Annotated in this window: 25 protein-coding genes and 2 tRNA genes; 17 read left to right on the forward strand and 10 right to left on the reverse strand. The window is 51.4% G+C overall.

The features are described 5' to 3' along the window. Positions 1–333, reverse strand: a 333-nt coding sequence (locus IPN95_12950; GenBank protein ID MBK9450293.1) for an aspartate kinase, incomplete at its 3' end; no start/stop codon positions are given. Between the two features lie 673 nt (positions 334–1,006). Here IPN95_12950 and ftsH point away from each other — a divergent pair. The 4 genes from ftsH to prfA all read left to right on the forward strand — a co-directional run bounded on the left by ftsH (position 1,007) and on the right by prfA (position 6,002). After that, positions 1,007–3,064, forward strand: a complete 2,058-nt coding sequence (gene ftsH, locus IPN95_12955) for an ATP-dependent zinc metalloprotease FtsH (protein MBK9450294.1) — start codon at positions 1,007–1,009, stop codon at positions 3,062–3,064. Positions 3,065–3,092: 28 nt separating this feature from the next. Then, positions 3,093–3,968 carry a UDP-2,3-diacylglucosamine diphosphatase gene (locus IPN95_12960; GenBank protein MBK9450295.1) on the forward strand — a complete coding sequence of 292 codons (876 nt, stop codon included), beginning with the start codon at positions 3,093–3,095 and terminating at the stop codon, positions 3,966–3,968. Continuing rightward, on the forward strand, positions 3,886–4,794 hold the full coding sequence (locus tag IPN95_12965; protein ID MBK9450296.1) for a hypothetical protein: 909 nt from the start codon (positions 3,886–3,888) through the stop codon (positions 4,792–4,794). Before IPN95_12960 ends, IPN95_12965 begins: the two co-directional genes overlap by 83 nt. A gap of 137 nt (positions 4,795–4,931) precedes the next feature. Continuing rightward, complete coding sequence (gene prfA / locus IPN95_12970; GenBank protein ID MBK9450297.1) at positions 4,932–6,002, forward strand: peptide chain release factor 1; 1,071 nt, start codon at positions 4,932–4,934, stop codon at positions 6,000–6,002. A gap of 204 nt (positions 6,003–6,206) precedes the next feature. On the opposite strand, the gene IPN95_12975 is transcribed toward prfA, so the two are convergent. From IPN95_12975 to IPN95_12985, 3 genes are all read right to left on the reverse strand, one after another. Further along, on the reverse strand, positions 6,207–7,181 hold the full coding sequence (locus IPN95_12975) for a CPBP family intramembrane metalloprotease (protein ID MBK9450298.1): 975 nt from the start codon (positions 7,179–7,181) through the stop codon (positions 6,207–6,209). 55 nt (positions 7,182–7,236) lie between these two features. Beyond that, a complete protein-coding gene (locus IPN95_12980) occupies positions 7,237–8,247 on the reverse strand; it encodes an SPASM domain-containing protein (protein ID MBK9450299.1) in 1,011 nt (336 codons plus the stop codon). Between the two features lie 70 nt (positions 8,248–8,317). Then, positions 8,318–9,334, reverse strand: a complete 1,017-nt coding sequence (locus tag IPN95_12985) for a potassium channel protein (protein ID MBK9450300.1) — start codon at positions 9,332–9,334, stop codon at positions 8,318–8,320. 77 nt (positions 9,335–9,411) lie between these two features. Here IPN95_12985 and IPN95_12990 point away from each other — a divergent pair, with 77 nt between their 5' ends. The 8 genes from IPN95_12990 (at position 9,412) to IPN95_13025 (ending at position 14,756) form a co-directional block, all read left to right on the forward strand. Beyond that, positions 9,412–9,810 (forward strand): outer membrane beta-barrel protein, encoded by a 399-nt coding sequence (locus tag IPN95_12990; GenBank protein ID MBK9450301.1) that lies wholly within the window; start codon positions 9,412–9,414, stop codon positions 9,808–9,810. Then, positions 9,807–10,154, forward strand: coding sequence for a hypothetical protein (locus IPN95_12995; protein MBK9450302.1), 348 nt, complete (start codon positions 9,807–9,809; stop codon positions 10,152–10,154). Before IPN95_12990 ends, IPN95_12995 begins: the two co-directional genes overlap by 4 nt. Before the next feature lie 63 nt (positions 10,155–10,217). Then, positions 10,218–10,291: transfer RNA gene (locus IPN95_13000), tRNA-Ala, on the forward strand. 498 nt (positions 10,292–10,789) lie between these two features. Then, a complete protein-coding gene (locus tag IPN95_13005) occupies positions 10,790–11,428 on the forward strand; it encodes a DUF2490 domain-containing protein (GenBank protein MBK9450303.1) in 639 nt (212 codons plus the stop codon). 120 nt (positions 11,429–11,548) lie between these two features. Next, positions 11,549–11,818, forward strand: coding sequence for a hypothetical protein (locus IPN95_13010; GenBank protein MBK9450304.1), 270 nt, complete (start codon positions 11,549–11,551; stop codon positions 11,816–11,818). Next, positions 11,815–12,639: a class D beta-lactamase gene (gene blaOXA, locus IPN95_13015; GenBank protein MBK9450305.1), complete on the forward strand. Its 825-nt coding sequence runs from the start codon at positions 11,815–11,817 to the stop codon at positions 12,637–12,639. The genes IPN95_13010 and blaOXA overlap by 4 nt, the downstream gene beginning before the upstream one ends. Positions 12,640–12,711: 72 nt before the next feature. Further along, entirely contained in the window at positions 12,712–13,509 is a 798-nt protein-coding gene (locus tag IPN95_13020; GenBank protein MBK9450306.1) for a sel1 repeat family protein, read from the forward strand. Between the two features lie 47 nt (positions 13,510–13,556). Further along, positions 13,557–14,756: a CapA family protein gene (locus IPN95_13025; protein MBK9450307.1), complete on the forward strand. Its 1,200-nt coding sequence runs from the start codon at positions 13,557–13,559 to the stop codon at positions 14,754–14,756. A gap of 6 nt (positions 14,757–14,762) precedes the next feature. On the opposite strand, the gene IPN95_13030 is transcribed toward IPN95_13025, so the two are convergent. From IPN95_13030 to folP, 6 genes are all read right to left on the reverse strand, one after another. Then, a complete protein-coding gene (locus IPN95_13030) occupies positions 14,763–16,115 on the reverse strand; it encodes an FAD-dependent oxidoreductase (protein MBK9450308.1) in 1,353 nt (450 codons plus the stop codon). A 463-nt stretch (positions 16,116–16,578) separates the two neighbouring features. Beyond that, a tRNA-Cys gene (locus IPN95_13035) sits at positions 16,579–16,649 on the reverse strand. A gap of 23 nt (positions 16,650–16,672) precedes the next feature. Continuing rightward, positions 16,673–17,398: a substrate-binding domain-containing protein gene (locus tag IPN95_13040; GenBank protein ID MBK9450309.1), complete on the reverse strand. Its 726-nt coding sequence runs from the start codon at positions 17,396–17,398 to the stop codon at positions 16,673–16,675. Then, entirely contained in the window at positions 17,395–17,751 is a 357-nt protein-coding gene (gene folB / locus IPN95_13045) for a dihydroneopterin aldolase (GenBank protein MBK9450310.1), read from the reverse strand. Before folB ends, IPN95_13040 begins: the two co-directional genes overlap by 4 nt. Before the next feature lie 2 nt (positions 17,752–17,753). Further along, positions 17,754–18,545 (reverse strand): TIGR00159 family protein, encoded by a 792-nt coding sequence (locus tag IPN95_13050; GenBank protein ID MBK9450311.1) that lies wholly within the window; start codon positions 18,543–18,545, stop codon positions 17,754–17,756. Continuing rightward, complete coding sequence (gene folP / locus IPN95_13055; GenBank protein MBK9450312.1) at positions 18,532–19,365, reverse strand: dihydropteroate synthase; 834 nt, start codon at positions 19,363–19,365, stop codon at positions 18,532–18,534. The genes IPN95_13050 and folP overlap by 14 nt, the downstream gene beginning before the upstream one ends. 296 nt (positions 19,366–19,661) lie before the next feature. Between folP and IPN95_13060 the strand changes: the two genes are divergently transcribed. The 5 genes from IPN95_13060 (at position 19,662) to IPN95_13080 (ending at position 26,204) form a co-directional block, all read left to right on the forward strand. Further along, complete coding sequence (locus IPN95_13060; GenBank protein MBK9450313.1) at positions 19,662–21,017, forward strand: DoxX family protein; 1,356 nt, start codon at positions 19,662–19,664, stop codon at positions 21,015–21,017. Between the two features lie 3 nt (positions 21,018–21,020). After that, positions 21,021–22,073 (forward strand): ABC transporter permease, encoded by a 1,053-nt coding sequence (locus IPN95_13065; protein MBK9450314.1) that lies wholly within the window; start codon positions 21,021–21,023, stop codon positions 22,071–22,073. A gap of 174 nt (positions 22,074–22,247) precedes the next feature. Next, the gene (locus IPN95_13070) at positions 22,248–22,766 is read left to right on the forward strand and encodes a shikimate kinase (GenBank protein MBK9450315.1); all 519 of its coding nucleotides are present in this window, start codon (positions 22,248–22,250) and stop codon (positions 22,764–22,766) included. A gap of 445 nt (positions 22,767–23,211) precedes the next feature. Continuing rightward, positions 23,212–23,688 (forward strand): DinB family protein, encoded by a 477-nt coding sequence (locus tag IPN95_13075; GenBank protein MBK9450316.1) that lies wholly within the window; start codon positions 23,212–23,214, stop codon positions 23,686–23,688. Between the two features lie 581 nt (positions 23,689–24,269). Next, complete coding sequence (locus tag IPN95_13080) at positions 24,270–26,204, forward strand: flotillin family protein (GenBank protein ID MBK9450317.1); 1,935 nt, start codon at positions 24,270–24,272, stop codon at positions 26,202–26,204. The last annotated feature ends 121 nt before the right edge of the window (positions 26,205–26,325 follow it).

Below are 26,325 nucleotides of genomic sequence, written 5' to 3' on the forward strand. Positions count from 1 at the left end.
TTCGTTGAGCAGCAAAATCCCGCGGCAGATGCGTTCGATTTCCGTGAAATAAGCCTCCACCTGCGAACGCACTTCGCTCCGGTCGGTGCCAAACAGCAGGTCGATCATGCCAAAATGGAAGGTCTTGATCTTCTCGAATTGTTCCCAAGTATCGACTTCGCGGCAGTCGCGGGCGAGCCAAGCCAATTTTTCCAGGTGGTTGGTGGTCTTGTCCATCGCCGAAATGACGATCACCAAACGATGTTGGGGCAAAAACTGACCGATGATTCGGCTGACATTCCGGACGGCCTCGGCGTCTTTCACGGAGGCACCTCCAAATTTCATTACACGCATGACGCAAAATAAGTGAAAAGGGAATGGAAAATTGAGAATTGAGAATTGAGAATGGAAAGTGGAGTTGGGAGTGGTTAACGTTTCGTTGGGCGGATGAAATGGCTGTTTGAATCACTAGTTGCATTTACGAATTGTATGAACCGTCTTCATGCACGGAATATCGTCGGTGGGTTTCGTGGCCCGAAGGGCCTCAACAATTGTCGCTCACGTAGCGGCGTGAGCGGATTATGGGACGGATTGCCATTCGTTTTCGTGGCCCGAAGGGCCTCAACAACAGTAGCCGTGGGCGAAGCCCATGGTATGGAGCCCATTTAGATATTCTCCGCCGAGCCCGCGGCGCGGGCTCGGCGGCGAATTAAGTCATGGATTCGTTTGATCCCCCTCCCCCATTTTTCTGCACAGAACCGCATCCTGCAAAACATTTCCAAGCATGTTGAGTTCTATTCCCCAACTACAATAAAGATGAGACTCGCCTCTCGATGAAGCTGCGGATGATTTTCAGCTTCGTCACCGATAGAGGAGGGCATTGTTCAAGATTCGTTCTCACCCGGATACTGCGAAAAATCGGCCTGAACAAGAGGTAGAACTTTCAGTTATACGGACAAATAGCTTAACTTTCGCCGCTTTTGACATTCAGAAGTTGGCTCAGGATACAATTTGATCGCTAAGAAGCATGGCTGGAAAACCAGAAAATCAAAACGGCTCACAAGGTGGGAAAGGGTTTCCGAAGGGTTCGGGAAACTTGTATTGGATTTATGCATTGATTCTCCTCTTCATCATCGTTGCCACGTACTTTTTCCCGACGGGCGGCAACATCAAACCCATTTCGCCGAGCTACTTCATCAACACGCTCATTCCTGCCAATCAGGTCGATAGTGTGGTGGTCATCAACAAGGAAGAATTCGAAATCTACCTGACCAAAGAGGCAATGCAATTGGACGAATTCAAGAAGCAATTCCCCAATTACAACCCCGAATCGCGTTCACGTGCTCCCCAATTTTCATTCAGCGCAGGCGCATCCGCAGAGTCGATCACCGACAAATGCGTGGAATTGAACTTGAAAGTGACGCCCGTGACCCGTACCGACTACATCGGCGGATTGCTGCAATTTTTGGTTCCGATTGCGATCCTGATCGCCCTTTGGGTATTTTTCATGCGTCGTATCGGCGGTGGAGGCCCAGGAGGACAGATCTTTAACATCGGCAAAAGCAAGGCTTTGCTCTACGACAAGGAAAACAAGGTGGAAGTCACCTTCAACGATGTCGCTGGACTCGAAGAAGCCAAGGAAGAAGTCGAAGAAGTGGTCGATTTCCTCAAGGACCCCGCACGTTATACCCGCCTCGGCGGCCACATCCCAAAGGGTGTATTGCTCGTAGGCCCTCCCGGAACTGGTAAAACCTTGCTTGCCAAGGCAGTAGCAGGGGAAGCCAAAGTACCGTTCTTCTCGTTGAGCGGTTCAGACTTCGTCGAAATGTTTGTCGGTGTCGGTGCAGCCCGTGTGCGTGACCTCTTCAAGCAGGCCAAGGACAAAGCGCCTTGTATCGTGTTCATCGACGAAATTGACGCCATCGGCCGTGCCCGTGGACGTAACAACATCCAAGGCGGCAACGACGAACGTGAAAACACGCTCAACCAATTGCTCGTCGAAATGGATGGCTTCAACAGCGACACCGGGGTGATCCTGATGGCAGCGACGAACCGTCCCGACGTTTTGGATCCGGCCTTGTTGCGCCCAGGACGTTTTGACCGTCAAATCTCCGTGGACCGTCCCGACTTGAAGGGCCGCGAGCAGATTTTCAAGGTTCACTTGAAGAATATCAAACTCAGCGATGACGTCGAGGCCGCCAAATTGGCTTCGCAGACCCCGGGTTTTGTCGGTGCAGACATCATGAACGTGGTGAACGAAGCCGCCTTGATCGCTGCCCGCAAGAACAAGGACGCGGTGGACATGAGCGACTTCCAAGATGCCATTGACCGCGTGATCGGTGGTTTGGAGAAGAAAAACAAAATCATTTCGCCCGAGGAGAAGAAGATCATTGCCTACCACGAAGGTGGTCATGCCGTCGCCGGATGGTTTTTGGAGCATGCCTATCCGCTGGTGAAGGTGACGATCGTACCGCGTGGTGTTGCAGCCCTCGGCTACGCCCAATACCTGCCCAAGGAGCAGTACTTGTACAGCACCGAGCAGATGATGGATCAGATGTGTGTCGCTCTCGGCGGACGTGTTGCAGAGGAATTGATCTTCGGCCGCATCACCACCGGTGCGCAAAATGACTTGGAGCGCATCACGCAACAAGCCTATGCGATGGTGACTGTTTACGGCATGAATGCGACGATCGGCAACGTATCCTTCGTGGATCATGACGGCGAATTCAACTTCCGGAAGCCTTATTCCGAGGAAATGGCTTCGCAGATCGACAAGGAAGTGCGGCAGCTGATTGCAGGTGCCTACGAACGTACCCGTGCCCTGCTGATACAGCACATGGATGCCCTGCAAATTGTTGCCAAGACCCTGTTGGAAAAGGAAGTCATCTTCAAGGATGACCTCAAGACCCTGATCGGTCCAAGACCCTTCGCGGATCCAAGCGAGGCAGAAGTCAAGGTGAGCATCGAAAAGACACCTGAAACTCCGGCAGCCCCGATAGAGCCATCTGCGGAGGCCAAGCCGAATGTAGAAGAGACCCCCAAATCACAAATCCCCGACCTCCCACCGCCTCCGGCGGCAGAGTGAGAGTGAGAGTGAGAATCGGCCTGTTGGAATGTTTCAACAGGCCGATTTGGTTTTTGGAAAAGTCGTACAACCGATTTTCCACCTCAATCCATTATCTTCGCGGGGCTTGAATACGGGTAAAAAAATATACTTCGCATCTGATTTGCATCTTGGAGCGCCCGATGCGGCGACGAGTTTGGTGCGCGAACGCCATTTTGTGCGGTGGCTTGACAAGATCAAGCCCGACGTTGCCGAACTCTACCTGCTGGGCGATGTTTTTGACTTCTGGTTTGAATACCGGCAAGCCATCCCGAAGGGCTACAGCCGCATCCTCGGCAAACTCTGCGAATTGGCCGATATGGGGGTCAAAATCCACTACTTTGTCGGCAACCACGACATGTGGATGCAGCGCTACTTCACCGAACAATTCGGGGCGGAGATCCATTACCATCCTGTCATGCGCAAGCTCAATGGCAAAACCTATTACATCGGCCATGGCGACGGATTGGGTCCGGGCGACCGCAAATACAAGCTGTTGAAAAAAGTTTTCCGCAATCCGCTGGCGCAATGGGCATTTCACCGGTTGCATCCCAACTTTGGCATTGGGCTTGCAAACTACTTTTCGAGGAAAAGCCGGCGCAAGACGGGACACGAAGACGCCATCGACCATGGCGACAACGAGTTTCTGCTCATCTTTGCAAAGGAATCCTTGAAGGAAAACCCTGAAATTGATTACTTTGTCTTCGGACATCGGCATTTGCCCAAATACCATCCGCTTGAAAACGAAAAAGCATATCTCAACCTTGGTGATTGGATCACGCACTTCACTTACCTGCAGGTCGATGATCAAGGTCCTCGGTTGTATCGTTTTCTGCTCGATGGCAACACTATTCCCCTCCCGGGCGGCGGCACAAACCGAGGCTGATTCGCTGTTCCAAGCCCCGAGCAAGTCGGTTCTGGGCATTCCCGAAGGCCTTACGGACTTGGAAGTCGATCAAGAAGGCAATATTTACCTGCTGCAAACCAAAAAACACCGCATTTACAAGTTCTTCGAGATGACCGAATTTGACTCCATCCAAGTGATTGGTGGCAAGGGCATCGGCGAAGAAGGCTTCAATTTCCCGAGCAAAGTCACCGTTCCCAACCGGCAGAGTGTGTTTATCCTCGACCAAATGAACCGCCGTTTGGTGCAGCTCAACACCAATCTCCGGGTGATCAAAGACATCGACTTTCTGACCTTGGAGTCCAAATTGCTCACTGCCGATGTCGAATCGTTTTGGCCCATCAGCTTTGTGGTGGGGCCTTCTGGTGAATTGTTTTTCTTGAACCAAGAAGACATCAAAATCTACAAATTCACCACGGCAGGTACATTGGAGCGTGCATTCGGAGGAGTAGACTACGGCGCAGGCAGCCTTTCAGAACCCTACGATATCGTGATGAACAGCGCCAATCTGGTGTTTGCGGTGGACAGCACCCACCAAAAGGTGAGCATCTTCGACCTGTACGGCACTTATCAATACGCCCTGAGTTTCCCCCTTGAATTCAGGTGGAAACGTTTGAGCACTTTTGACGACAACCTGCTCTTTTTGGGCGAAAAGGAGATTTTCCTTTACAATATCTTCAGCAAAAAAGGACAAACCATCCGCTTTGAACGCAAGGAAAAACTTGTGGATGCGGTTGGCGGCAAGGATTTCCTCTATCTTTTGTTTGAAAATCAAGTAGATTTGTACGCGCTCAGCAGTCAGAAATAGGCCTGCAGCAACAATGAAAATGAATTTTTCGGCCCACATTCTCCGCCATTAGCGCCCGAGATTACAAACCCCGGAGCACAGCCCAAATTGTGCACCACCGAATTTCATTTCTAATTTCTCATTTCTAATTCACTGCGATGTTTGAGCAACTGCAAGCGATTGAAGCCCGTTTCCATGAAGTCGGCGACGAACTCACCAAGCCCGAAGTCTTGAGTGACATGAAACGCACCAAGGTCCTGAGCAAGGAATACAAGGATTTGAATCCGATTGTGAAGGCTTGGCACGAACTTTTGCACCTCCAAAAGAGCCTTCAAAGTGCCCGCGACATGCTTAACGGCGAAAAGGACCCTGAAATGCGGGAAATGGCCAAGGAGGAAATCGACTTGCTCACGCCCAAAGTCGCGGATGCTGAAGAGTATCTGAAAACCCTGTTGATTCCGAAAGATCCGGAAGACAGCAACAACGTGATTCTGGAGATCCGGGCCGGTACGGGCGGTGACGAAGCCTGCATTTTTGCCGGGGATCTCTATCGAATGTACGCCCGCTACGCGGACAAAAAAGGCTGGCAATGTGACCTGAACGACTTCGAAGAAGGAAAAGCAGGCGGCTACAGCAAGATCGTGATGACCATTTCGGGAGAGGACGCCTACGGCATCATGAAATTCGAGTCGGGCGTGCACCGCGTGCAGCGCGTTCCCGCCACGGAGTCGCAAGGGCGCATCCATACGAGCGCGGCCACCGTTGCGGCGATGCCTGAAATGGAAGAAGTCGACATCGACATCAATCCTTCCGACATCAGGGTGGACGTGTTCCGGGCGAGTGGCGCAGGTGGGCAACACGTGAACAAAACCGAATCCGCTGTGCGTTTGGTACACATTCCGACGGGAATCGAAGTCCAAAACCAGGATGAAAAGTCGCAGATCAAGAACAAGGAGAAAGCGATGAAAATCCTGTTTGCCCGTATCTACGACATGGAATTGCAAAAGAAGCTCGAAGTGCAATCCAAACTGCGGAAAACCTACGTTTCGACCGGTGACCGCAGTGCGAAGATTCGCACCTACAATTATCCGCAGGGCCGTGTGACCGACCACCGCATCAACCTGACGCTCTACAACTTGAGCGCCATCATGGGCGGGGAAATCGATGATCTGATCGGCGCGCTGCGCATGGCCGACAACGCGGAGAAGATGAAAACGGGACTGGCTTAAACAGTGTGAGAGAGGGAGTGTGAGAGCGAGTGTTGAGAGGGAGGTTGTAGCGAAGGCGGCGCTCACATCTTGTTTTGGGTAGCGCCGCCTTCGCGTATTCAGCGCGTCGTTGGCGCTACCCAAAATGCGGTGTGAGCGCCAAAAACGCTGTACTTTGAGTTCAAGATCGGAGTTCGCGGAGAATTAGCCGATTCAATCCCCCCTTCAAAGCGTCCGTTGGATGTACGCTGCGGTCTCCATCATCGCTGCCACGCCCATGTGCACGACGATGCCGCCCCAGATGGAGCGGGTATAGTAGGCCACGACGCCCAAAATATAGCCACCGAAGACCGATGCAACGGCCTCGCCCGCAGGTTTGCCAAAGTGCAGAAAACAATACATCGCCGCCATGGGCAACACCGCCCTTGGACCCAACCACCGGATGAATCCAATCACCAAGAATCCCCTGAAAACCAATTCGACAAGGGCAAAATCAGAGAGATAGACAAATTCAAAAACGGCACCGGTCAGCCAAGGCGAGACACCCACTTTGGCTTCGGCCGGACCCGCAAAATACTGCGGATAAACCTTGAGGAAATCGGGCTGATAAGACGCAATGGTGATCAAAGGCAGCATGATCAGCAACATCAAAAAATACGGCGCCAAGCCCTTGGGCTTTGTAAAAAGGCCGTAAAATTGGTTGTAGCGGTCGTGATCATTTTCATACAGCGCCGGCACAACCTTCGGTTTACGGTCCACCAAAAACCAAAAGAGCAGCAAGGGTGCCAACATGAAAACAAAGCGCTTCAGGTTCCACAAAACCAGCAATCCCCAACGAAACAATTCCTTCGGAAACAGTTCGCGGGCAAGGTTTTTGTGCCAAGGAAACCATGCCGTGATCGAAACCATCAGCAAGGCTAACAAGAGCATGGCCCAAAACCCTGGCTTCTTCAGTCCGGGGGCAGGTTTCTGGAAAATCGCCTGCAAACCTACCACCACCAAATAGGGAAAGGCCATAAACGAGGTCCAGCGCACCAATTTCACCCATCCGTCGGGCTGCGTATAGATCCACTTATTGGTCAGATGCAGGGTATAGTTGAGTGTCAAGCAAATGCCGAGCACCAAAAACGTCAGCAAATAGGTCCACAGGTGGAAATCCTCCTTCAAAAACATCCGGAGCGAAGAAACAATTTTGCGCATGATCGGCGAGTGATTGAGCTTGCAAAGATGGAAAAATTCGGAGAATTGCCGATTCTCAAGCCCAAATCTCGGTGCCTTCGGAGCAATTGGTACAGATATCGATCGATTTGCGTGATTGCACGAGGCGTCCACGGAAGTCCTTGTAGGCCGGACTGCGCCAGATCGTGTGAAAATCCATTTCGGGCAGCTTACCCATCTCGTATTGGGCGTCTTTGTCAAAGCAGCAGGGCAAAACGCGTCCATCCCAGGTGATTTCAGCGCCCATCCAGAGTTTCCAGCATTGGTTTTTGAGTTTGTTTTTCAGGACAAACTTGCCGTCGGCGCCTTTTTTGTAGCGGGAATAACGCTCATTCTTCGGAATCAGGGGATGGCCACCTTCGAAGTCATAAATCTGCGCGGTTTTGAAGACAACTTTGTCCACGCCAAGTTCCTTGCCGAGGGATTCAATTTCCGGAATTTCGTGTTCGTTGGCGGCAGTGACGAGGAATTGCAAAATGATGTAGGGCGTCTTCGAATGCATTTTTTCGCGCCATTCGACCAATTTGCGGGTGCCTTCCTTGACCTTTTGGAGGTTGCCGCCAACGCGGTATTGTTGGTAGGTTTCCTGCGTGGCGCCGTCGATGGATACGACCACTTCGTGAATGCCGCTTTCAATGGTCGCCTTCGCGTTTTGGTCGGTGAGGTAATGGGCGTTCGTGCTCGTGCCCACGTAGATGTTGCGTTGCGCCGCGTAGGCGGCCATGGGCAGGAAATTCGGATTCAAATACGGTTCGCCTTGAAAATACATCAACATGTAGACCAAGTCCTTGTGCAGCGCATCCGCCATCACCTTGAAAGATTCCAAGTCGAGCATTCCGGTGGGCCGTGTAAAGGACCGCAACCCCGAGGGGCATTCCGGACAACGCAGATTGCAGCTTGTGGTGGGTTCTACCCCGATTTTCGCTGGATTGCCCCAATGAATGGGCTTGCGCAGCAAACGCGCCCACTGAAATGACCAATACAACAAGAAAAAATTCCAAGCCTTTCGCAGGGTCAATGTCCGCAGTAAAATCAGGACCCTTTTCATTCAATTGACAATTGCTGTGCGCTTGGAGATACAAAGGAGGCCAATCGGCGGATGGACAATTGAAAATGTTTCAAGTGAATTCCCTGTAAAAGTCGCGAACCTGTTCGTCAGTACCGATGACAAACAGCTTTTCATTGTTGTTGATGGGGAGATTGCCATTCGGATTCATGTGAAAATCACCTTTCCCATCTTGAAGACCGAGCACCAAGACTCCGGTGCGTGACCGGATGTTGAGTTCAACCAAGGTCTTGCCGACAAGCTGCGGCTTGCCCGTGCAGTCGATCATCTCCAGGTTGAGGTGGAACTGTCCCCTGCCGGTCACGAGATCCACAAAATCCATCAAAGCGGGCTTCGTGAGTACTTTTGCCATTTGCCGGCCACCGAGCACGTTGGGGAGGATCACTTTGTTTGCCCCGGCAATCTCCAGCTTCTTGATCGTGCTTTCATTGCTTGCGCGGGCCACAATCGGCAAAGTAGCATTCAACTGCCGAATGCCCAGGGTCACAAACACATTGGCTGCATCATCGGCCAAGGCACAGATGGCACCTTTTGCGACATGGATATTGGCCTGACGCAAAACGTCCTCGTCGGTAGCATCCCCTTTCAGGATCAAGGCATCGGGAAAGTCTTGCAAAAATTGGTCGATGACCTCCTGATGCATTTCCAAGCCAATGAACGGCGCCTTCTCAGCCATGAGTTCGATGGCCGCCTGCCGGCCGTTCCGCCCGAGCCCGCAGATGATGATGTGGTCGTGCATCTTACTGATTTCCTTTGTCACGCGGTATCCCTTGATCAAATTCCTGATTTCGCCCTCAACCATAAAAGAGGTGATGGTTGAAACCGTATAGGTGAAAAATCCGATGGTAAAAATAATCAAAAAGATCACAAAGAGCTTCCCATCGTTGCTGAAGCCTTCTCCGCCGAGCACTTCAAAGCCGACGGTGCTCATCGTGATCACGGTCATGTAGGCGGAATCGAGATAGGAATAACCTTCGATCCAATGAAAACCCAAAATCCCGAAGACGAGGGTGAAAAACAATAGAATCACCGCTCCCAGGAACCGCCTTGCTACTTTGCTTCTGAGCATAGGCGAACAATTTAGGAAGATTTTGGGATTGGAAGAGGTTTGATTAACTTCAACCCTGATTTGGAAGGTTTACTTTTATGAAGAATACAGTTTTTGCCCTCATTTTGATGCTTGCAGCGTTCCAGCTATCCGCCCAGGTGGGTTTCAACCTGGGTTTCATGGGCGGACCGCAATACACGATGATGCTCAACAATCAGCCACTCGAGGCTGGTGGCAAAGGATTCAAGTATGTGCCCACTTTTGGCAGGACAGGTACCTTCAAAATCGGGTACAACTTTGTTCCGCCAATTGGCTTGCATGTCGGGGTCACCTACTCCGAGCAGGGACAAGACTATACCACGGTGGATTCCGTCGGATTTGAGACAAGAACCTCTCGCCGTGCGACGTATATCAAGGTGCCAATCCTCTTGCACTTGAGCAGCGCCCCCGGTCCGGTGATGTTTGTGATGGAAATCGGACCACAATTCGGGCTTTGAGGGATGCGTCCATATCCGTCGCGGGTATTCCACAAACGTATACCTTCCCGACGACCCTGCTGTGGAAAGCCAATGACCTGGAATTTGCCTGGGCACTGGGAGCTGAATTTTGCGTGACCAAAGGCGTTCACTTTGTGTTGCAACACCGCGGTGACTACGGCATTTTTGACTTTGAGAACAAGGACGTTTCCAACAATGGGGTTCCGTTTTATGCTGCAGAGCGCAAAAAAGCCAACAACATGGCCTTGAGCATTGTCGGCGGGATGAACTTCATTATCAAGGGTGCACATTCCAAAACGACGCGGCACTACAAAGGCCGTACCTGGCGGAACAACTGGCGATGAGAAATATTTTTCTAAAAATTTGCCTAGAATAAAAAAATCACCCTACCTTTGTCGTCCACAATTGGGGGATTAGCTCAGCTGGCTAGAGCGCTTGCATGGCATGCAAGAGGTCATCGGTTCGACTCCGATATTCTCCACTCCCCAAGAAAGCAGCTTTTTTGTTGATTATAATTAAAAACTTTTGCGACCAGTTCCACTTTTCCTTTTCCGATTTTGGTGTAAAGCTAACGAACGCATTCGGTTGCTTTTTGAATCCTACCTTTGGCATTCCCATTTCCCTGGCATTTGACATTTCTATGGTTGGGAATCGTGGAATCATTTCAACGTACTTTTACAAACGGATAAGAAATATTCGAAGTGGTCTTGAACGCTACGAATTGTGATCTCACTTGGGACAGAGGAGAAGGGTGGCTGTTTGTATTTGACAGGGTTCAAAAAGTAAAGACAACATCTTGAAACAATCTTACGAGTAACGATTTCAGGAATGTCCTGCTTCGAGAAGCACGACCGAATTCAAGGGCGGGTGTTCAGACCTGTGTAATCTTGGAGCAACGCGAATTTTGAAAATAGGGAATTCCCGATCTCAGAATCGTCGAACATCCCTATTCTCCCTTTTGTTCACTCCTCGTTTCCTTGTGGTATGCGCCCAAACCCATGCCCCATTACAGGGGTGGTGGCAATTCTATTTCAAACACAAGACGGAATCCAATTGGATTGTAGAAGCAGATGCCGGATACCGCGTACAATCAGCGCATTTGGAACCCGGTACAGCATTGGCAAGGGTCGGATTTGGAAGGCAATTCAAGGACTTTTCGTTGATTGCGGGGGCAGCATGGTTTGAATCTTGGCCCCTGTCGGGTAGCGGTCAGGAATCCGGCGAATTTCGCTTGTTCCAGAAATTGATTTTGCCACAAAAGCTTGGTCCGGTGAGCCTCAGCCATATTTACCGCGCCGAGGAGCGGTGGCTGCAACAACCCCTTCGAAGTCAATACCAGTTGCAACTCAGGTTGCGGTATCAGCTGCAGGCCATTTATAACTTCAAAAACTTCGCCCTCCTTGGTGCGAAACCCTATCTCAATGGACATGCCGAGATGTTTGCCGTACCCAACAAGCAGGTCTTCAGCCAATTCCGCCTTTTTGGAGGCACCGGATTGAACTGGAAAGACCGTTGGCGGTTCGAACTTGATTATCTGGCCATTTGGTTGCCTGCCAAAACAACGGGGAACCCCATTCCCGGCCATGCCTTGCGGATGAACCTGCTGCTGAATCTCTAAACTTTCGCTTGCGGCGATCGCTTTTTCCGGCTACAAATACATAATTTTGACCTCCTTGCGCAGCGTTTTCGCAGCGGACAAAAAAGCCGCTGCGTATGCCGACCGAGGCAGAGGCAATCAATGAATTCGATCAATCGGATTTTCAAGGAAATGTTTTGGTTGGCACTCGTGGGCGCCATCACGATTGGCATAGACGTCTTCGTGCCGCGTCCCTGGATGGGGGCATTTTGGACGAGTCCATTGCCCAACACGCGTGGCCCTGTCTGGGTCAATGTAAATTCCACTTGGGTCTGGCACTTGGGCGTATTCTTTACCGTTTTGACCGCGGTCCTTCTTCTGAGATTGTTGTTTTGGCTCCTGTCCCGAAAAAAGAAGAATCCCTCCGTATGAAATACCTGCTCTTCACAACCGCGCTTTTCTTGCCGTTGCTTTTGCTCACCGGCTGCAAAACTTCGACGGCCTCCTCCTCCCCCGCTGGTACCGACAATCCCGAATGGGCCAAGGAATTTTCACAATTGGGTGTGGACGGTACGTTTGTACTGTATGATCCGAGTTCGGGAAAATGGCAATTCCACAACCGCGAACGGGCTGCGCGTGCATTTTTGCCTGCATCGACCTTCAAGATTTTCAACTCCTTGGTGGGTCTGCAGACCAAGGCCGTGGCCAATGATTCCGTCCTTTTTAAATGGGATGGCAAGGTACGCGGCTGGGAAAAATGGGACATGGATCAGACGATGAAAACCGCCTTTCAGTATTCCTGCGTTTGGTATTATCAGGAATTGGCGCGGCGAATCGGAACCGAAAAAATGCAGCATTGGCTGGACAAGGTCGGGTATGGCAATGCCCAAATCGGCAACAAAGTCGATGAATTCTGGCTGGATGGAACGCTTTCGATTTCGGCGATCGCGCAAGTAGCGTTTCTGACAAAGTTGGAAGCGATGAAATTGCCATTTTCCAAGTCCGTCCAGGCCAACGTACACCGTCTGATGCTGGCCGAGGAAGGCCAAGACTGGAAGCTCTATGGCAAAACCGGCTGGGGCGACCACGGCAATCGGCAAATCGGGTGGTATGTGGGATTTCTCCGGAGTGGTACAGCCAAACGCATTTTTGCCCTGAACATGGACATCCACGAGGACGAGGATGCCGAATATCGCAAGGTATTGTCGCGGAAGATTCTCAAAGCAGAAGGCTTGATGCCTGGTGCTGAGTAGGGTAAAATCCGGAAAAGCGCGTCCTGCACATGGCAAATTCCCGTTTGGCATCAAATTCGCTATCTTTGTCGCATGAAAAAGACGCTGTTGCTGGCCATCTGCATGGTTCTGGCCACTTTTTTGAATGGGAAGGCGCAAACGCCTGCTTACCGCTTGAAGGCTTGGGCTGGAGATTCCGCCGCGATGTTGCAACTCAGTGAGGCATTCATGTTTGGCAAAAGCGTCGAAAAAAGCGAAGATTCGGCCAAATTCTACGTCAAAAAAGCCGCAGACAAGGGATTGGCCGATGCGCAATTCCTTCTCGGAACCGAATTGTTGGTGGATGTTTTTTCATCTGCCAACTATGCCAAGGGTGTATCGATGCTTAAAAAAGCCGCCGATCAAGGGCATGTCGATGCGCAATTTCGCCTGTCGGAGGTGCATCGCTCCAAAGGTCGTGGCAACGTGAGCGACACATACTATGACATCAAAAAAGCCTACGCTTACGGCGAATTGGCAGCGAATCAGGGCCTTCCAGAGGCATTGATGTATTGCGCCGAAGCCCGTATCGCAGGTACCGGAACGACCAAAAACGATTCGATCGCCTCTGCCTTCTTTCGCCGTGCAGCCGATGAAAAAAATTATGTCCCCGCGATCATCCGCATGGGCGATATGTATTTTGAAGGACGCGTCACCAAACAGGTGGAGCCCTTCATCGCCGTCGAATGGTACCGCAAAGCATTGACCTTCAGACATGCCAATATCGATCAGAAGGGCCGCGCAGAGCAAGGGATCCACAACGTCGACAACTTTTTCAAGGCGATTCAAAATACCTATTTGGAATCGAATCCTGCCCTCCCCTTCGGGATGTTCAGCTACAAAATCAGATAGGCTTTTTTTGCTAAATTGGTAGCTTGAAACTGAAAATCAATCGTTTGATGCAAAAGAGATTCGGCCATTCCGGAGTTTTGGCAATGTTATGTTTGAGTTGCGGATTGCTGTTTGCAGCCTGCGGACCGGTCGATGCCCACAACAATGACGCTGAAAACGCCATCCCAAAACCCGATTCGATTGTCAAAATCACCATTCGCGCCGTCGGTGACTTGATGTGCCATGCACCGCAGTTTGAATATGCAAGACTGGGGACGGATACCTTCGATTTTCGCCGTTGTTATGCCGAAGTGGCTGATTACCTGAAAGGTGCAGACTTCACCATCGGCAATATCGAAACCGTTTTTGCGGGTCCGACAGCAAAATACACGGGTTATCCGACGTTCAATTCGCCGGAAGACTATCTGGATGCGGTCAAGGAGGCAGGATTTGACTTTTTGGTAACGGCGAACAACCACAGCCTGGACCGGGGCGGAAACGGCGCCTTCAAAACGCTGGACGTACTCGACAAATACGGATTTGACCATACCGGGACCTACCGTTCGCCGGCTGACCGGGACTCGATCCGTATCGTCAACGTGAAGGGGATTTCCATGGCGATTCTGAATTACACCTACGGCACAAATGGCATTCCCATTCCCAAGGACAAACCGTGGATCATCAATTTGACCGATACGCTCCTCATCGAAAAGGATGTTTTGGCGGCGCGCGCGCTCAAGCCGGACCTTGTGGTCGTTTCTTTTCACTGGGGATTGGAATATCAACACGAGCCTTGCGACTCGCAACGCATTCAATTTGAGGCAGCTGCGGCTGCAGGCGCCGATTTGATCCTCGGTTCGCATCCCCACGTCATTCAGCCCGTCGAATATTACAAAACAGCCGCGAATGCCAGCTTGGATACCGGATTTGTCGCTTGGTCCATGGGGAATTTCATCTCCAACCAAAACCAACGTTATTGCGATGCCGGCGTGATCCTGAACATCGAATTGACCAAAAACGTGACCAAGGATTCGATTTGGATCAGTGATACGGGTTATTTGCCCACTTGGGTCTTCCGTGGGCAGCATCCCAAGCAGCATATTCACACAATCTTGCCTGCCGAACGGTACCTGCAAGACACCGCTTATACCTACATTCTTGCTGATTCGAAGGCGAAAATGAAACAGGCGTTTGAGGATACCGACAAATACATCAACCTCTACGGGAAGATCCGGCGGGTGGATTTGAAGGAAGCCTTTGGCGAATAGGGATTTCTATTTTTCCATGATCCAATTCGCGGCGCGCACGCCGGAATGGAAGGCGCCATGCGCTGTGCCTGCGCCCTCGCGCACGGTCGCTTCGCCCGCGAAAAACACACGCTTTTCAGGCTGGGCAAGGAAATCCCGGTTCACGGGTTCGACGCCTGCTGGCAAATAGGAAAACGCACCCTTGCTGAATTTTTCGGATCCCCAGCGCGAAAAGCGCATGTCAACGGGCATGGAGGCATCCTCAAACAGTTTGTAAAGGATTTGATGCATCATCACCGTGACGTCCATATCCTCCTGTTTTTCAATGCTTTTAGAGAATTCGTTTCCTAAAATTGAAATCAGGTAGGGTTTACCTGCAGCGTGCGCCCAGTTCAAAAAGAGTGGAAATTCGCCTTTGTGTTTGGACATATAGCCGATGAAGTCGCGGTCGGTAGGCCAAAATGCCTTGTCAAACCGCATCGCAATCTTGTTGATGTTCCCAACACCGAGCTTCTTGATGGCATTTTTCTTTGCCGTGGAAAAGGCAGGGTCAAACCGCACGTCGCCGTCTTTGAGCACACCAAGCGGAAGGGTGACGATCACAAAATCGCCTTCAAAATCCTCTCCGGCAGTCGTCACGGTTGCACGCTGATCGTCCTGCCGGATGACCAAGGCCTTTTGTCCAAAGCGGACGTCGATTCCCAAGGCCAATTTTTCCATCACCTTCCCAAATCCGGAGGTGAGCAGCAAATCGTCTTCGTTGAAGGCAATGCCATCGTCTGCAGCTGCTGCGACCAAACTCAATTCGGCACCTTTGTAGAGTTCCAACATGGAAATCCGCCACTCCAAGGCCTGGCGCAGCGGCTCGACAATTTTCTCCGAATCGACAATTTCATCGACGGCTTGCCGCATGTTCATGCCCATCTCGGCCTTGCTCCAGGCCTTGTTGGCCTTTTTGAGCACCTTTTCGGCCTGGGCAAAATGGCTTTCGCGGTCGGTATCGGGCAGCGGATGGCCCTCTGAATCAAACAGGTAATAGTTGCCGTAGTTGGTGTTTTTGACACCCAACCGATGTTCGGAGACAATTGCCGTGAGCGGATTGGTTTTGCTATGGTGGATCCAACTTGCACCCAAATCGATGGGGGCTCCCATCGACGAATCGGTCCAAATACGTCCGCCGATGCGGTCGCGCGCCTCGACGACCACAACTTCGTGTCCGGCATCCTTCAGCGCACGGGCGGCACCGATTCCCGCAATGCCTGCACCGACGATGATCACGCGCTTCGTTCCGCCAAATCGGCGGCGATGCGTGCCAACGCTTGCCAGCAATAAGCTCGCGGAGCCCATTCCCAGCAACTTGATGAATTCTGATCTTCTCATGCCAATCCAGAGATCCTCATTACCAAGGACCTACAACAAAACCTCCTCAAAATGTATGCCCGCGGAAACAGCAGCGACCGACAGGCATTGAAAACGGCAAGATAGGGCTATTTCCACATCCGATATCAACATGCGGATAAGCCCACCGCCTACAATAATGATCAACGATTGTTCGTGGGAACATTCATTGATAGGCCAATATACGTAATCCACAATCCACATGCTATCCACATTGCTTAGAAAAATGTGCAGCAAATTTGTTGATAAGTCAAAATGCAGAAACCGGCCGGACTGTGACATGGGAGTACTAAAAATGGGGGAGGTGGAGACCAACGAAAAGCTGAAGTCAATGGAGTTTGGACAGAAAAGGTTTCGCGGAGGGATTCCACCGGACGGCAGGGCCGACAAATGCCGGAAAGTTGGCACAAAAAAAAAATCGGATTCCTAAGAACCCGATTTTGTGAGGCGACGAGCGGATTCGAACCGCTGTACGAGGTTTTGCAGACCTCTGCCTAGCCGCTCGGCCACGTCGCCGTTTTTCCGAATGGATTGCAAGGTTAAGGAAGAAATCTCAAATGGGCAAGTATTGCCTTTGATTTTTCTGAATTCGACAACGCAAAAAAATCCTCAGCCAATGGCTTGTGGGGGGCATTTTGCATCAATATCGACGTAAATGCGTTGGTAATCAAAGGCCCTTGTTGCTCGATTTGGAAGCCTGCGGCATGTTGGCGGGCAAAATGAACAGGTAAAAAACCTTTCGCCACCCAGCCCCGCAGCAGGTAATCCGTTGCTTGCCGCTGGAAATTCGCATAAAGCAGCCGGTCTTTGGGAATCGCATTCGCCCATGTTGTCTGATCGGTATACAACCGCATCGGCCGGTCGCTCGCCTCCACCATCACGGCGTTTTCGGTTTTCATGGTGCGTTGCTGTGCCGTTGGCAGGCTGTCCTTCCTCGAAATGAGCACTACCTGGGAAGGCGCCATCGTCGATTCCTCAGCAATTTGCTTTCGAAAATCCGCCTGCTGATACCATTCGCAGCCAAAACAAAGAAAAACATCGACAGGCTGCCCAAATCGAATATGCTGCACGATCACCTCCGAAGAAAGGACTTTCAGTTGAATGTCCGTTTCAGGATGCGCAGCTTGGAACTGCGCCACGAGACTGTCTGCAAATTCGGCGAGCCAAGGATCGGCATAAACGACAAGGCGGTTTTGATTTGCACAACCAACGAGGAAAACGATGGCGAGGCAAAACGCAGCGATATGACGCGCCAACGGATTCATGGGCAAAAAGTAGCCTCCACATACGAACGCCTGCAAATCCCGGCAACGGGTGGATTCTCCTTGCTCACACGCACTTTTGCGGATACCACCAGCGGAAAAGTCTCCAAAAGTCGTTTCCCGATGGCATTGACCAAAGTCTCCAACAGGTTTTTAGGCGTGGCCATGATTTCGGCGGCGATGAGATAGACCTTCCCGTAGTCAAGCGCATCTTCCAACTGATCGGAATCGGGCAAGGGTACATCACCGGTATCCAACCATACGTCGACTTCGAAATGGTTTCCTTGCTGACGCTCTTGCTCAAAGACCCCGTGATGGGCAAAAAAGCGCATTCCCTCGAGTGCAATGATGGCCATGGTTATTTGATCGGCCCTCCAGGGTTAAAATGTGCACGCAAAGCGCCTTCGAGTGTAATCACATCCACATCGCGCTGCAATTTGCCTTCCTTGACAATGGAAACTTCGTTTCGCTCCTCTGAAATGACAATGACCAAGGCATCGCAACCTTCTGCTAGTCCAAGTCCGGCGCGGTGACGCAGTCCCAATTCGGGTGCCAAGGTTGCATTTTGTGACAAAGGCAAAATACAGCGTGCGGCAGCAATCTTGTTGTGATCAATCACCACGGCACCGTCATGCAACGGTCCGTCCTTCAAAAAAATCGAATACAACAACCTTTCGCTGACCTCGGCCCCGATCGCGTCGCCGGTTTCCTTGATCCGATCCAACGAATCTTCGCCCGTGATGACAATCAAAGCCCCCAAACCCGCCTTCGCGATTTCTTCGATGCCTGCCACCAATTCTTCGTAGCTATGTTGTGTCTCCGCCTTCGTAAAAAACTGTTCCCAAGCCTTTGCAATGATGCTGTTTCGGCCGAGCATGACCAGAAATCGCCGGATTTCAGCCGAAAAGATCACGATCAATGCAATGGCTCCCACGCCGATAAACTGATCGAGAATGGTCTTGAGCAAAACCATGTCCAGCAGATCCACCAGCTTCCAAAAAACAAAGACCAAGGCTATTGCAAAGAGGATGCGCAACGCGATGCTGCCTTTGAGCAGGTGGTAAAGCCGGTAAAAAAGGAAGGTCACGACCGAGATGTCGATCAAATCGATGAGCCTGACCGTAAGAAATCCGAGTTTAAAGAGCTCCATACTGCAAATATTGATGAAGCTGAATGGCACGTGTGGCCGCCTGTACATCATGGACCCGCAGGAAACGCGCGCCAGACTCTAACGCCTTGACATGCAGGGCAGTCGTCAATTCGAGGACATTATCTGGCGTGGTATCAAACAAGCGGTAGACCATTGATTTGCGGCTGATTCCCACCAACAGCGGGAGGCCAAGAACATTGAATTGACCCAAATTACGAAAGAGTTCCCAATTGTGGTCCAATGTCTTCCCAAATCCGAATCCGGGATCAAGCACCAAATCCCGAATCCCAGCCGCCCTTGCGGCCCGAATCCGTTCGACAAAATAGCTGTAAACTTCCCCGACGACATCCGCATAAACGGGCGCCGTCTGCATGGTTTGAGGCCTCCCTTGCATGTGCATGAGCACATAAGGCGCTGCGTACCTGCCCACAAGCGGCATCATTTCCGCGTCCAAAATGCCACCGGAAATGTCATTGATGATGTGAACGCCAGCATCCAACAACGGTGCTGCGACCGACGCGCGAAAGGTATCAATCGAAACAATGGCCTCAGGAAACTCCTTCAAAACGCGCTTTACCGTCACCAAAATGCGCTGCAATTCTTCCTCGGGCTGAATGTCGATTGCGCCGGGCCTTGAAGAATATCCGCCAATGTCGATGATGGAGGCACCTTCCAAAAGCATTTTTTCGACATGGGCCAAGGCTTTGGATTCGGTATCAAACTGACCTCCGTCGCTGAAGGAATCGGGCGTCATGTTCAGAATCCCCATCACCTGCGGACGATCGAGGACCAACAACCGTCCTTGGCAATTCAGCGTGATATTTTGGGGAACTTCCAGCATTTTTGGTGGAGCAAATATAGAAGGATTTCGGCCGGGAATGTTGGATTGGACCATTTCGAAAGTCGCAGTTTCAGGCAGGCGAGGGTGGAGATCAAGATATCCATCAAAGATGCAGCAGCAGAGCCACGGCCGCCAATCAACTAATCTTTTAGTTAATTATTCAAAACCCTCCCACCGTCAGACAAAATTTAGTAGTTTTAGCCCGAAAGCTGCGTTCCCAGGAACATCCAGCTTGACAGAAGCATTCGATAAAAGCGCAAAAAATAGTTTTCAAGATGAGTCTTACAAAACCCGACGGATTGAAAAAAAACAAAGTCCTTGATTTTGTGTCGCTTGCATTCGTTGCAGGTGTTTTGGGTCTTACTCCTTTGATTGTCGGATGGACGCATACCTCGCCTGCAAAGGGTCCTGATCCCAATCCCACGATTCTCATTGCTTTCCTGATCTTTTTGACGGTGATCGTGTTGCTTTCCCTCGGAGCTGTCGGAGGAATGGTCATGGGCAAGATGCGCCCAAAGGACCAATTGGAGTCTCTGACGCCATTGGGGCTCAACTTGCTCAACGTTTTGAGCAAGGCCGTCGCCGGATTGTTTCTGATCTCAGGCTTTGTCAAACTCCAAGATCCGATCGGTTTTGGCTATAAACTCGACGACTATTGGTACTTTTTCCATGGTTTGGCGAGTTTCTTTCCGGCGGATACGATGAAAACGTTTTCCGTCCCGATTGCTGCATTTGTAAGTGTTTTTGAAGTCGCATTGGGATTTGCGCTGATCACAGGATACAAAATGCGCGCCACCGCCTGGATGTTGTTGCTCATCATGATGTTTTTCACGTTGCTCACCGGCTTGGCGGCATTTACCGGCAAACTTCAGGACTGCGGTTGTTTTGGCGATGCCTTGAAACTGGAGCCGATGCAGACTTTTGGCAAGGATTTGTTGCTGATGATCCCCGGCATTGTGATTTGGTTGCACCGCAAGCGCATTCATCCGTATTACCGCCGCCCCATGCCTGCATTTGCCAGCATCGGTTCCTTTATTCTTGGTGCGGCATTGAGCATCTACTGCTATTGGCATTTGGAGTTGTTGGATTTCCGCGGAGCTTACAAAGTCGGACAAGATTTGGCTTACAATTCGATGAATGCTGGCGAAGACGGCGAAATTTATGCGCACGATTTCACCTTTCCTCCTGCCTCCTCCCCTGTCTTTTGCGATGAAGATTTTACAAAAGGTCCTTGGTTGATGATCATCATGTATGACATTGAGGATCACCCCCGTGAGCCATTTGATGCAGCTGCAGGACTTGTCGCGGAACTGAAAGCGAAAGCGCCCGGCATCAAAGTCGTCGGTGGCACGAATTCGGGCCCCTCAGCGCGGAAAAAGCTCGGGATGAAATTTGCCGAAGACTTCTGTTGGAATGATTTTGACCAGAAAGTCATCCGCACGATTATTCGTTCGACGCCGGGATTTGTCTTGGTTCAAGATGGCATCGTGATGAAAAAATGGCATCACAACGACATGCCTTCGGTGGAACAACTGCAAAAACTCGTTGGTCCTGCAGCCAATATCGCGCCTCCGGCCCCGGAAAGCCCTGACAGCTCGCAGGTGGTCCAAGACAGTTTGAACCAAGAATAACGCATGCTTCGATCCATCGGCCGCCGCCTTTTGTCAGGACTTTTGGTGGTCTGGGGAATCGTCACGCTGCTGTTTCTTATTTTTAATTTGTTGGGCAGTCCGGCCGAGGCGATGACGGACGAGAACACGGACGAAGCGACGCGCAAAGCCGTGGAACGCGCCTTCCATCTCGATCGTTCGCTACCTGTGCAATACCTTTATTACTTGAACGACCTCTCCCCTCTCGGAATGGTGGATCATTTCGAGGCGGACGGGAAGGAAATCGCACATTGGCGGATTTTGGGGCTGGGTCAAGGAAAATGCCTTGCCTTGAAAACGCCGTGGATGCGCCGTTCCTTCCAAAACAACCGCAAAGTGACCGATCGTTTGCTGGAACATTTGCCGGGTACGATCGTGCTTGCGGTGGCAGCGATGCTGTTTGCGATGCTGTTGGGCCTTCCGCTGGGTGTGGTTTCGGCAATGAAAAACGGACGCTGGCAAGACCGGATCATCACGTTTTTGACCTTGCTCGGGATTTCTGCGCCGTCCTTTTTTATGGCAGTATTGATCATCCGTGTTTTTGCGGTGGATCTTGGGCCTTGGACGGGATTGCAAAGTTCAGGTTACCTTTGGGAGGAGGAGATTTTTGGCGACGGTTATGGAATGCGGCTCAGCAATCTCTTGCTGCCTGCTTTGGCGCTTGGAATGCGCCCTTTGTCGATCATCACCCAGCTCACACGCGCAAGCATGACCGAGGCACTCGCAGCGGATTATGTGCGCACCGCCCATGCAAAGGGACTGACAGAAAATGTGGTACTGTTGCGCCACGCCTTCCGGAATGCGCTCAATCCGGTCCTGACGTCGATTTCAGGATGGTTTGCCTCGCTGCTTGCAGGTGCATTTTTCATCGAAACCATTTTTGACTGGCAAGGCATCGGCAAACTCACCATCGAAGCGCTCGGCGCAAAGGATTACCCGATGATCCTCGGTTCTGCGATTTTGATCGGGGTGATGTTTGTGGTCATCAACATTGTGGTCGATGTACTTTATACCGTGGTCGATCCGCGTGTGAATTGAAAGTTAGCAGTGAGCGGTTAGCAGTTAGCAGTGATGAATGAGCAATTGGAAATTAGAAATGATGGATGGGTATTGGCAGGTTTGGATGACGCCGGCGACGCGAAGACACTGCTAACTGCTACTTTCTAACTGCTAAGTCTTCCCGTGCTTTTCCCTTTTCACTACCTTCGCGGGATGAAATTCTTCTTGATCGGATTTATGGGTGCTGGAAAGACCACGATTGGCAAATATGCGGCCAATCAGAACGGGCTGCACTTCCTCGATCTCGACGAATATATTGAAAAGAAGGTCGGAATGGATGTGAGAGCCATTTTCCGAGAAAAAGGCGAGGATTGGTTCCGCAACATTGAACGCAAATGCCTGGAAGAGGTTTGTGCCATCGAAGGGCTTGATCTGTTTGTCAGCTGTGGCGGCGGCACACCTTGTTTCTTTGACAACATGGCGCTGATGAACCAAAGCGGACATACGATTTACCTCGACATGAGTGCCGCACGTCTCACCGACCGGCTCCGCAATTCAAAAGACAAACGGCCACTGCTCAACAGCATCGACGGTGATTTGCAGGTTTTTGTGCACAAGAAATTGATGGAGCGTGCAGGATTTTACGGGCAGGCCAAGACCGTGATTCCGGAAACCGATTGCAACAAAAAATTTGTGGGGGAGTTGATTGCGCAATTTATCGTCGCAACCTAAACCAGTGTTTTTTCAACATCACTGCGATTGAGCGTTTACTGAAGTTGCCGGGCAGAATTACCGCATCCGCATCAAGCGAATTGCCCAACACATCATCGACCACGAACCGTATCTTATTCTCTCACAAGGGTATCCGATTTCGTTTCCAGCACAAACCGTTTGAACAAAGGCGCCGGATCATCGCTGAAGGCATTTGCCCGCGTGTGAAAGATAATCAAGTATTGCAGGAGGCGTCAGAAGTACCGCGTCGTATTGAAATAGACCTCGTCGCCGACGGGCGTCAATGATTGCATCCTCTAGGTGGCGTTTTTAAAAACAAATCATTCGCCGAAGAAATCGAAGGCACAAGAGAGGAATCCTTTGTCGAAACGCATGCATCGCGTCAAAAACTAAACATTGAGGTCGATGTCATCCAACAATCCTCCGCCGATGGAGTTTAGCCCAAATGGAAGAAACACTCGTCAAAATGGTTTTGGATGCATGGTACGCGACGATCAAGCGCGCTGATGCACTTTTGGAAAAGCTTTCGGATGACGACTTGCTGCGCCCCGTCGCGCCCGGTCGCAACCGTGGCACCTACTTGCTCGGGCACCTCACTGCTGTACACGATGCGATGCTGCCGTTGCTGAACCTCGGTCAAGCACAGCATCCGCAGCTTGTGGACAGCTACATCCGCACCGCAGACGGCCCCGCCGCCGATGCAATGAGCCCATCCGAATTACGCGCCGTTTGGCATCAGGTAAATGCAGCCTTGGCAAGTGGTTTCAGCACTATCAAGCCGGAAGAATGGTTCCTCAAGCACAATTCAGTCTCTGCCGAGGACTTCGCCAAGGAGCCGCATCGTAATCGATTGAACGTGCTCAACAGCCGTACGAACCATTTGAGCTACCACATGGGGCAGATTGCGTTTTTGAAAGGTTGATTAGAAGCGGCATTTGTAGCGCGTATGTGATGGGCAGGGTGACTGTCCAGGATCGTTGTGCCGCGTGATGATTTGGGCACAAAGACACGAAGATAGGGCACCCTAACTTCGTGTCTTTATGCCTTGGTGGCGATCACAAAACAAAAATATCGCAGCCAAAACCGCCTTCATTTCGACTAAACCATTCTCCAAAAATATTTCCCAACCTACACCCAACCTCTTCACAAGCCCCACGTACAATCCCGTCATCGGCAACGCAAAATTGCTGCCGATCGTTGCATTATGTATCGCAACACGGATCCTCCCCACCACGCCTCCCAAGGCTAGACTGACCAAAATTTCAGCCCTGGCTTTTCCTGTAGAGGATCAATGACGATGGACGAACGGAAAGTTCTCCATACTCTTCATTGGTCCCCTGTTTCCACTGCTTCTGTTTGCCTCTGTGCCGACCACAATCCAATTTTTAGGAGGGTCGCAAGAATGGCATTCATGAACTTATTTGCCGCATATCCTGGGACAAATACAGGATTCAAATCTCCAATTCTCCATTTTCAATTCTCCATTCTCAATTCCTAAATATTATGGAACTCATACAATTATTGCCCTACTTTTGGGTATTGCCTTTGCTTGCTGCCTTGCTCTTTTACAAATTCACATTGCGCTTTTTCTTTGGCGTCGTGATCGTACCGGAAAACAAGATCGGCCTTGTGACCAAGAAGTTTGTGCTCTTCGGCGCAAACCGCGAATTGCCGGACGGGCGCATCATGGCTACCCTTGGAGAGCCTGGTTTTCAAGCCAAAACATTGGCTCCTGGCCTGTATTTCTGGAAATGGCTCTGGCAATACCACGTAACCATGGAGGACTTCACCGTAATCCCCGAAGGTATGATCGGCCTCGTGCTTGCGCGAGACGGCGCTGAGATTCCGACGGGCAATATCCTCGCCCGCCGTGTCGACTGTGACAATTTTCAAGATGCGGAGCTTTTCCTGAAAAACGGCGGGCAACGCGGTCGGCAAAACAATTATATTACGGCCGGCAGCTACCGCATCAACAGCATGCTCTTCCATATTACGATCTCGGAGATGGTGCGCATCGGCGAAGGCATGGTAGGCATCGTCACCACCCTCGACGGACAACCCATCGAGGACGGCCAAATTGCGGGAAAGCAGATCGAAGGGCACAACAATTTCCAAGACTTCGATGCCTTCATCGCACACGGCGGCAGCCGCGGCTTGCAACCACAGGTCATTCTTTCGGGTTCCTACAACCTCAATCCATGGGCCGTACAAATCGAGGAAAACCGCATGACAGAGATACCCATCGGCTTTGTCGGCGTGGTGATCTCCTTTGTCGGGCAGGATGGCATGGACCTCACAGGCGTCGAATTCAAGCACGGAAATATCGTGGAAAAAGGCTTCAAAGGTGTATGGTCGGAACCACTCGGTCCGGGTAAATATCCGGTCAATAAGTACATCATGCGTGTCGAACTTGTGCCCACGACCAACCTCGTCCTGAACTGGGCGAGTGCCCGCACAGAGTCGCACCAACTCGACAAGAATCTCTCAACGATTACGGTGCGTTCGCGGGACGGCTTCCCTTTCAACCTCGATGTCTCGCAGATCATCCACGTGCCCAATACGGAGGCACCCAAGGTGATCGCCCGCTTCGGGAACATGACCAATCTTGTGTCGCAAGTGCTCGAGCCCACGATCGGCAACTACTTCCGCAATTCTGCGCAGGAGGCAGACGTGATCGCCTTCCTCACCACCCGCAAGGAGCGTCAGGAATCGGCCAAGTCCCACATCAAGCGCGTGCTTGACGAGTACAATGTGAATGCCGTCGACACCCTGATCGGGGATATTGTGCCACCGGATTCGTTGATGAAAACGCTCACCGACCGCAAGATCGCCGAGGAGCAAAAGATTACCTACGAGATGCAGCAAGAGGCTCAGGAAACGCGCCAAGGGATGGAAAAAGAGACGGCCATTGCCGACATGCAGCGGCAGATTGTGTCAGCACAGCAGAGCGTGGAAATTGCGCAACGCACCGCTGACGCCGCCGTGAAAAAATCGGAGGGCGAGGCCCAAAGCATGAAGCTCGCCGTGAGTGCCGAGGCCGAGGCGACCAAAATGCGCGCCCATGCCGAGGCCGAAGCGACCAAGGCTAAGTCCATCGCGGAGTCGCAGGCACTCAAGCTGCGTGCCGCCGCGCTCGCCGAGGAAATCACGCTCACCGGCGATGCCGAGGCCGGCAAAATCCGCGCCATCGGTGAGTCCAACGCGAATGCTTATGAGCTCGCCGTCAGCGCCATGGGCGGTGAGAACTTCACCCGCTTCAAGATTACCAAGGAGCTCGCCAAGGGCCACATCAAGCTTATTCCGGACCTCTGGATCAATGGCGGCAACGGCGGCGGCTCCGCGATGGACGGCCTGCTCGGCCTGAAATTGATGGAAATGATGGACCCGGAAAAGCGTGTCACCGCTGTGCTGGAGCAGGAAAAGCCGAGCGAAAATTGAGGGCTGAGTGCTCTGCGGAGGGTTTTACTCCCATACATTCAGAATTTGCAAAAGAGGCACCGCTGTGAGGCGGTGCTTTTTTGCGTTGGGGGATGACCGTGATCAATTTCACGATTACCCA

This window comes from Bacteroidota bacterium, assembly GCA_016718825.1.
GTDB lineage: Bacteria > Bacteroidota > Bacteroidia > J057 > JADKCL01 > JADKCL01.